This is a genomic window from Halpernia humi, from assembly GCF_900108025.1.
Taxonomy (GTDB): domain Bacteria; phylum Bacteroidota; class Bacteroidia; order Flavobacteriales; family Weeksellaceae; genus Halpernia; species Halpernia humi.
In genome coordinates this window covers 1-5,506 of sequence record NZ_FNUS01000010.1, presented here as the reverse complement: position 1 = coordinate 5,506, position 5,506 = coordinate 1, and the positions used below count along the sequence as shown (strand labels likewise).

The following is a 5,506-nucleotide window of genomic DNA, read 5'->3' as shown; positions in this document are numbered from 1 at the left end:
AAACTTCTTTTTCAGAATGCGTCAAAGGCGACAGTTGTGAAAACGTCGTGCGAATGCAACGATGGTTTCACAACTGTCGGCGAAGCCGAGCCGTACGTTGGGAAAAATCGTCCCGAAGGGCGATTTTTCCCAACGTTTCGGGGCTTTGCTTTCGGGCGGGATTTCGAAGCACAAAAGTTGATATTATTACTAAATTTCAATTGAAAAACTGCCGTTGAGTTTCGCACTTCAGCCCGCCTGACGCAAAACCCTTGTTGGCAGAAGTTATTATTTATTTCTGAACTTCATAAATCCCTTTTTCAGAGTTCCATATTAATTTCTTGTTGTTGTCGTTCCAAAATGTCAACCACCATTTTGCATTTTTTGATTCATCTAATTTTTCGTATCCAAATAGCATTCCTAAATACGCGTATGTGTAAGTGTCAGGATTACAATAGCTTGCTGGAGAACCTTTTTCTTTAGGAAGTTCGTCTAATTTATAGATATTTTTCAAGCATTTTTTTGTTAGTGCTTCTTTGATTGGATTGTCTTGTAACGAAATTATTAATGCGTTAACTGCTTTTAGACTACTAATTTCCGGAATTTTTGCGTTCTTATATTCGGCAAGTTTAATCTCTTCAACATTTTTATCTGTTAAATAATTTATCCAGTTTATTTTGAGAGTTTCAAGTTCTTTTTCTGTAGAACTAATGGTTACATTTCCAAAATTTTTACTTGTTAAATTTTGAAGAATTTGGTTTGCTCTTCCAGCAACTGTGTATAAATCATTATCAATAACTAATCCTTTACCTTCAAAAGTAATGTCTTTATTAATAATTCTGTCCCAAATTATTAAACGACTTGTTCCTTCTAGTTTTGTTTCAGTTTTATTGGTTAATTGATTAGCTAAAGATTGTAAATAATTTTTATCAGTTTTATAATTATTAATAGAAGCATTTAAAGTTAAAAAAACTGAACTCCAACTTTTATCATTTAAATTTTTTGACAATAACTCACTAGCTGTTAGTTTTTGTGCATCATCGTACATTTCTTTGGTGTAATTTTCAATATTTTGTTGACTCCACGATGTCAACAATTTTTGAGAATATAGCGTGTTACAAATGAGTGAAAGTAAAATTACTGTAATTATTTTATTCATAGGTGTTTCGTTTATAATTTCTGCCAACGTTTTGGCGCTTGGCGCAGTGGCGGATTTCGGAGCATAAAACTGTCAATACACCACAAAAGTTGATGCGAGGTAGAATGTTCAATTAACCACGTCACCCGCCATTGAGCCAAACGCCTGTTATGTGCTGTGCTTCTACTTCTTTCCACTTTTATGTCTTCCTGTTTTAAATATTTTCAATGCTGTTTCTTGTTGTTTGCTTGTCAGTTTACTTGTCGCCACAGATATAGCCAAATAACTATTTATTGATTTATTGAAACCATTCAAGTCTCTTAGATAAATTCCTGTCGTTCCTTTTTGCGGGTCTTTTGCCCATACAATTTTTCTATATTGGTTGTCAACTGTGTCAATTGAATAATTTGTCTGTTTGATTTCGTTAGGAATATATATAGCAAAGTCAAATTCTGTTTTATCGTGTTTACATTTTGCAACATAGTCACAACCTTTTCCAATAATACTGTCTTGAATTGTCGCAGGTCGAATGCTCATAACATCAATCTTTGGTGTATTGGTCTGGTCGTAAGTTATTCCTTCTTTCATAAAACGATACGACAATTCATTTCGCCAAAATCCATTTTCTAAATATTCTTGTGAAGTTTGTTCAAAGTCATTGGAATAATAGCCAAAGTCGAAACCAAACTCAATACTGTCACCTTTAATTTTTCCAACATAGGAGTCAATTCCTTTTTCGGTAACCAATTCAAAGTCGGAAGGAAAGTCAAAAAGATAGTCGCCAACTTCAATTGTTTTCCATTGTCCGTCAGATTTCTTTTCTGTCTGTCCGCAACCGAATAAAATTACAATTACGAAAAATGTCAGCAGTCTTTTCATTTGTTGGCGTGTCGTTTTAGCATAGCACATAACGTACGGCTCGGCTTTGTCGTCGTTCTGAAAAGGAAGTTGAAAACTTCTTTTTCAGAATGCGTCAAAGGCGACAGTTGTGAAAACGTCGTGCGAATGCAACGATGGTTTCACAACTGTCGGTGAAGCCGTTTCTCGTTGGGAAAAATCGTCCCGAAGGGCGATTTTTCCCAACGAGAAACGGCTTTGCGATGTGCGGGCTTTGGAAACCAGATAGTTATATAAAAACCAAGCGAAGCAAAAACCATTTTTCTTTTTGTAAATATAATAAAAAATCAAAAAGAAAAATGGTTTTTGCGGCTAATTTTTACAAAAGTTCAACTAACACTAAATCCCGCATATTGCAAAACCGATGTTAGCAGAAGTTTTATTTGTAGTTAATTTTATGGTTTAATTCTAGTGGATTATCTTTTCCTGCGATATTTTTTTGTGATTCTTTAGTCATTTCGCTTATATCCATTTTGTTTCCATTGGCATCTGTCATTGTAACTCTCATTCCCATTTTTGAATTCAGATTATATGGGTCGTTATAATATGATTGCGCTAAAGTTTCATATTTCTTCCAATCGATTTTAATACTTTTACTTCGAGCATCAAAAAGATTTATACCTTTTTTTACTTGTATTAAATTGAAGGAATAATCATTGTTTGAATCTTCTATTGAAATTATCAAGCCAGGTAAACTATGAAATATATATGGACCATCACTAAAAGGTAATTCTGTAGTAAACCAAGCAATCCAATTTCTTCCTCCATAACTTACTTCTGCTTTTTGTGCTCTATATTTTCCGATTATTTTTTGTTCAGATAAAATTTTCCAATCCAAATTTTCATCAATTGGAAGTAAATAATCATTTCCTATATAAGTTATTACTTTTGCAATTTTATTTTGTGTTAAATCTTTTCTAACGTAAAATTGGTATTCAACTCCCATTTTAAACAATCCATTGCCTTGATTTATCTTTATAGAATCGGTTTTTTTATCTTCAATTTCTCTAAAAATCGAAATATTATCTTCTAAATCTAAAATCATGATATCACTATTAATATCATTTGGTTTTTCGGTATTCATTTTATATTTAGTTTCGTAAATGAAACTAAATTTCTGTGAAAAACTCAAAGTCGATATTATAAGAAAGAATAAAGCATATTTCATTTTAAGGGCTTTTTTGTGAAAATTTCTGCTAACGTTTCCCGCGCTGGCCCAGTGCGATACATTTAGTACTCACGCCAGTTTGGAAACGAAGGTTCAAGGTAAGTATTTCACTTCAGTTTGAAAACGAATTTGAGCATTGGGCTAGCGCGGTGTTGGCATTAGTTTATTCAGTAGAGCGCATCTTCATCGTTTGCAATCATTTTTAAAAACTCAGTAAATGAATCAGCAAGGAAAGTTGGCTCTTCATTTTGTTCAATAATGTACCCATAGCCCTTGTATATTTTAGCATCTATTCTTGAATACCCTATCCATGGAGATAATAACATATGGTCAGAGAATTTTATGTATTGGTCTGTTTCCACTGAGTTTTCTTCACAGATTTTCTTAAGATTCCAGATGTGTTGTTTCTCGAATCCATAATAATCATGGTATCCATTTGATGAAAGATAAAAATCTAAAAAGTCATTGGGAAAATCAAAGTCAAATGTCTTCTTAAGATTTGTTATTTCTTCATGACTAGCCTTCTCATTCAATTGAACTCCAAACTGTTCTATTTTATTCAGAATGTCTCTAAGCATTTTGGTTCGACTGAGTTATTTAAATTAATGCCAACGTACGGCTCGGCTTTGTCGTCGTTCTGAAAAGGAAGTTGAAAACTTCTTTTTCAGAATGCGTCAAAGGCGACAGTTGTGAAGTCGTCGTGCGAATGCAACGATGGTTTCACAACTGTCGGCGAAGCCGAGCCGTACGTTGGGAAAAATCGTCCCGAAGGGCGATTTTTCCCAACGTTTTGCGTATTGGCGATGGTGCGGCTTAAACGCGGAAACTTTCTTATTATAAATTAATCTTCGGAATATCTAAAATCTTCAAACTTGCCATTCCTCCGCACTATTGCCAATACGCTGTTATCTGCAGGCATTTTAGTACCATTCAAGTAAATTTTCAAATTTAGTACTGTAAATGTTATCGTATCCATTTTCTTTCCAAAATATAAAAGTGATAATAAGCGGTGGTTTTTTCTGCTTTTTGTCTTTTATATAATATTGGACATATTTCATTTTTTGTCCAATATAAGTCGTATCCTTTACTATGATATTTTCTTTAAATTTTTTTTCTTCATTTAGATATTTATAGTGCTTTTGCAATTTATAAAAATACATATGAAGCCCTCCAGAATAACTTTCGCCATCGTGAAATAATTTAACAGACTGGTTAAATTCACCTTTTTCCATCAAAGTCCAATATTCAGAGACCGTTTTTTTTATTTGCTTTTCTGCAGTTTGGAAGAAAACAAAATAGACTACGGAAACTAAAATTACCGTCAGGAAAATTATTGAAAATGTTGATTTTTTATTCATAAACACCTTTTGGACAGTTTATTTATGCTTGCAGATAACTTGTATATATGTATGACAAAATCATACATAAACACCCAAATTCGGGGAGATATGTATGACAAACGTCATACTTTATTTGTTTTTCAAATGTAGTAATTAATTATTATAAATCATCAAAAGGACTTTTAATTTGTTGCAAATTCTTTGTACTAACGTGTGTATAAATCTCCGTAGTTCTACTACTATTATGTCCTAATAATTCTTGAATATATCGCAAATCTGTTCCACTTTCTAACAGATGAGTTGCGTAAGAATGTCTTAGCCAATGCAAGGTTACTGGTTTTTATAATCTTGGCTTTTTGCAATGCTTGTTTTAATACACTTTGCAGACTTTGTTCAGAATATTTTGTTCCAGGTACTTGTCCTTCAAAAAGATATTGTGTTGGTTTATAATCTTTATAATACTTTCGCAATAATTCTAAAATTTTTGGAGACAATGGTGTGATGCGGTCTTTTTTACCTTTGGATTGTCTTATGATTACAATGTTTCTTTTAGAATCTATATCCAATGGCTTTAGATTTAAAAGTTCACTTCTTCGCAATCCACAACTGTAGATCAAAGATAGCATCGCTTTGTGTTTGCTGTTGTGATGTGCTTCCAAAATTGCTTTTACTTCTTCTTTACTCAACACATTGGGCAAAAGTTTTTCACGTCTTGGGCGGTGTACTTTTGCTAAGTCAATACTTTTATTTTGTATTGTGGAAAAATACAATTTTATAGCATTCACAATTTGATTTTGGTAAGATGAAGAGAGGTTATTAGCGATAATAAAGTCATTATTATAAGCAATAAAATCTATGTTAGAAATCTCTGCTATTTCTTTTTTATTATTAAGAGCCTGTTTAAATTTATAATTTATTTTTACCATTAAGGAATTAAGCCATTTTCGCTTAAAAAACTTAATAAAAATCAATTTATTGATTGCT

11 protein-coding genes are annotated in these 5,506 nt (G+C 32.5%); 3 read left to right on the top strand and 8 right to left on the bottom strand.

Annotated elements, in window-relative coordinates:
- The coding region (locus C4S29_RS14805; RefSeq protein WP_221405546.1) for a hypothetical protein at positions 1-204 on the top strand (204 nt) is incomplete at its 5' end.
- 67 nt (positions 205-271) lie between these two features.
- Here the strand turns inward: C4S29_RS14805 and C4S29_RS14620 are convergent.
- Genes C4S29_RS14620 through C4S29_RS14615 form a run of 3 tightly spaced genes read right to left on the bottom strand, consistent with a single transcriptional unit; the run spans position 272 to position 1,996 of the window.
- Positions 272-1,138 (bottom strand): hypothetical protein, encoded by an 867-nt coding sequence (locus C4S29_RS14620; protein WP_233740569.1) that lies wholly within the window; start codon positions 1,136-1,138, stop codon positions 272-274.
- Between the two features lie 11 nt (positions 1,139-1,149).
- Positions 1,150-1,314: a hypothetical protein gene (locus C4S29_RS14800; protein ID WP_159969864.1), complete on the bottom strand. Its 165-nt coding sequence runs from the start codon at positions 1,312-1,314 to the stop codon at positions 1,150-1,152.
- Entirely contained in the window at positions 1,301-1,996 is a 696-nt protein-coding gene (locus tag C4S29_RS14615; protein WP_146063335.1) for a hypothetical protein, read from the bottom strand. Before C4S29_RS14615 ends, C4S29_RS14800 begins: the two co-directional genes overlap by 14 nt.
- Before the next feature lie 109 nt (positions 1,997-2,105).
- On the opposite strand from C4S29_RS14615, the gene C4S29_RS14795 reads away from it, so the two are divergent.
- Positions 2,106-2,243, top strand: coding sequence for a hypothetical protein (locus C4S29_RS14795; RefSeq protein ID WP_159969863.1), 138 nt, complete (start codon positions 2,106-2,108; stop codon positions 2,241-2,243).
- Positions 2,244-2,393: 150 nt separating this feature from the next.
- Here the strand turns inward: C4S29_RS14795 and C4S29_RS14610 are convergent, their stop codons facing one another.
- Both C4S29_RS14610 and C4S29_RS14605 read right to left on the bottom strand, forming a co-directional pair.
- Positions 2,394-3,182, bottom strand: a complete 789-nt coding sequence (locus tag C4S29_RS14610) for a GLPGLI family protein (protein ID WP_103914853.1) — start codon at positions 3,180-3,182, stop codon at positions 2,394-2,396.
- Between the two features lie 167 nt (positions 3,183-3,349).
- Positions 3,350-3,760, bottom strand: a complete 411-nt coding sequence (locus C4S29_RS14605; protein WP_103914852.1) for an SMI1/KNR4 family protein — start codon at positions 3,758-3,760, stop codon at positions 3,350-3,352.
- Between the two features lie 111 nt (positions 3,761-3,871).
- Between C4S29_RS14605 and C4S29_RS14790 the strand changes: the two genes are divergently transcribed.
- A complete protein-coding gene (locus tag C4S29_RS14790) occupies positions 3,872-4,027 on the top strand; it encodes a hypothetical protein (RefSeq protein ID WP_159969862.1) in 156 nt (51 codons plus the stop codon).
- 75 nt (positions 4,028-4,102) lie between these two features.
- Here C4S29_RS14790 and C4S29_RS14600 read toward each other — a convergent pair whose 3' ends face one another.
- From C4S29_RS14600 to C4S29_RS14960, 3 genes are all read right to left on the bottom strand, one after another.
- The gene (locus C4S29_RS14600) at positions 4,103-4,540 is read right to left on the bottom strand and encodes a hypothetical protein (protein WP_103914851.1); all 438 of its coding nucleotides are present in this window, start codon (positions 4,538-4,540) and stop codon (positions 4,103-4,105) included.
- Between the two features lie 142 nt (positions 4,541-4,682).
- The gene (locus tag C4S29_RS15000) at positions 4,683-4,817 is read right to left on the bottom strand and encodes a tyrosine-type recombinase/integrase (RefSeq protein ID WP_317045083.1); all 135 of its coding nucleotides are present in this window, start codon (positions 4,815-4,817) and stop codon (positions 4,683-4,685) included.
- A partial coding sequence (locus C4S29_RS14960) for a tyrosine-type recombinase/integrase (protein WP_317045082.1) occupies positions 4,765-5,506 on the bottom strand: 742 nt, incomplete at its 5' end. The genes C4S29_RS14960 and C4S29_RS15000, both read right to left, overlap by 53 nt.

Bases quoted from the DNA above. Each gene is read 5' to 3' on its own strand.
- C4S29_RS14615 (WP_146063335.1), bottom strand. From the start codon at position 1,996: ATGAAAAGACTGCTGACATTTTTCGTAATTGTAATTTTATTCGGTTGC.
- C4S29_RS14620 (WP_233740569.1), bottom strand. From the start codon at position 1,138: ATGAATAAAATAATTACAGTAATTTTACTTTCACTCATTTGTAACACG.
- C4S29_RS14600 (WP_103914851.1), bottom strand. From the start codon at position 4,540: ATGAATAAAAAATCAACATTTTCAATAATTTTCCTGACGGTAATTTTA.
- C4S29_RS14610 (WP_103914853.1), bottom strand. From the start codon at position 3,182: ATGAAATATGCTTTATTCTTTCTTATAATATCGACTTTGAGTTTTTCA.
- C4S29_RS14605 (WP_103914852.1), bottom strand. From the start codon at position 3,760: ATGCTTAGAGACATTCTGAATAAAATAGAACAGTTTGGAGTTCAATTG.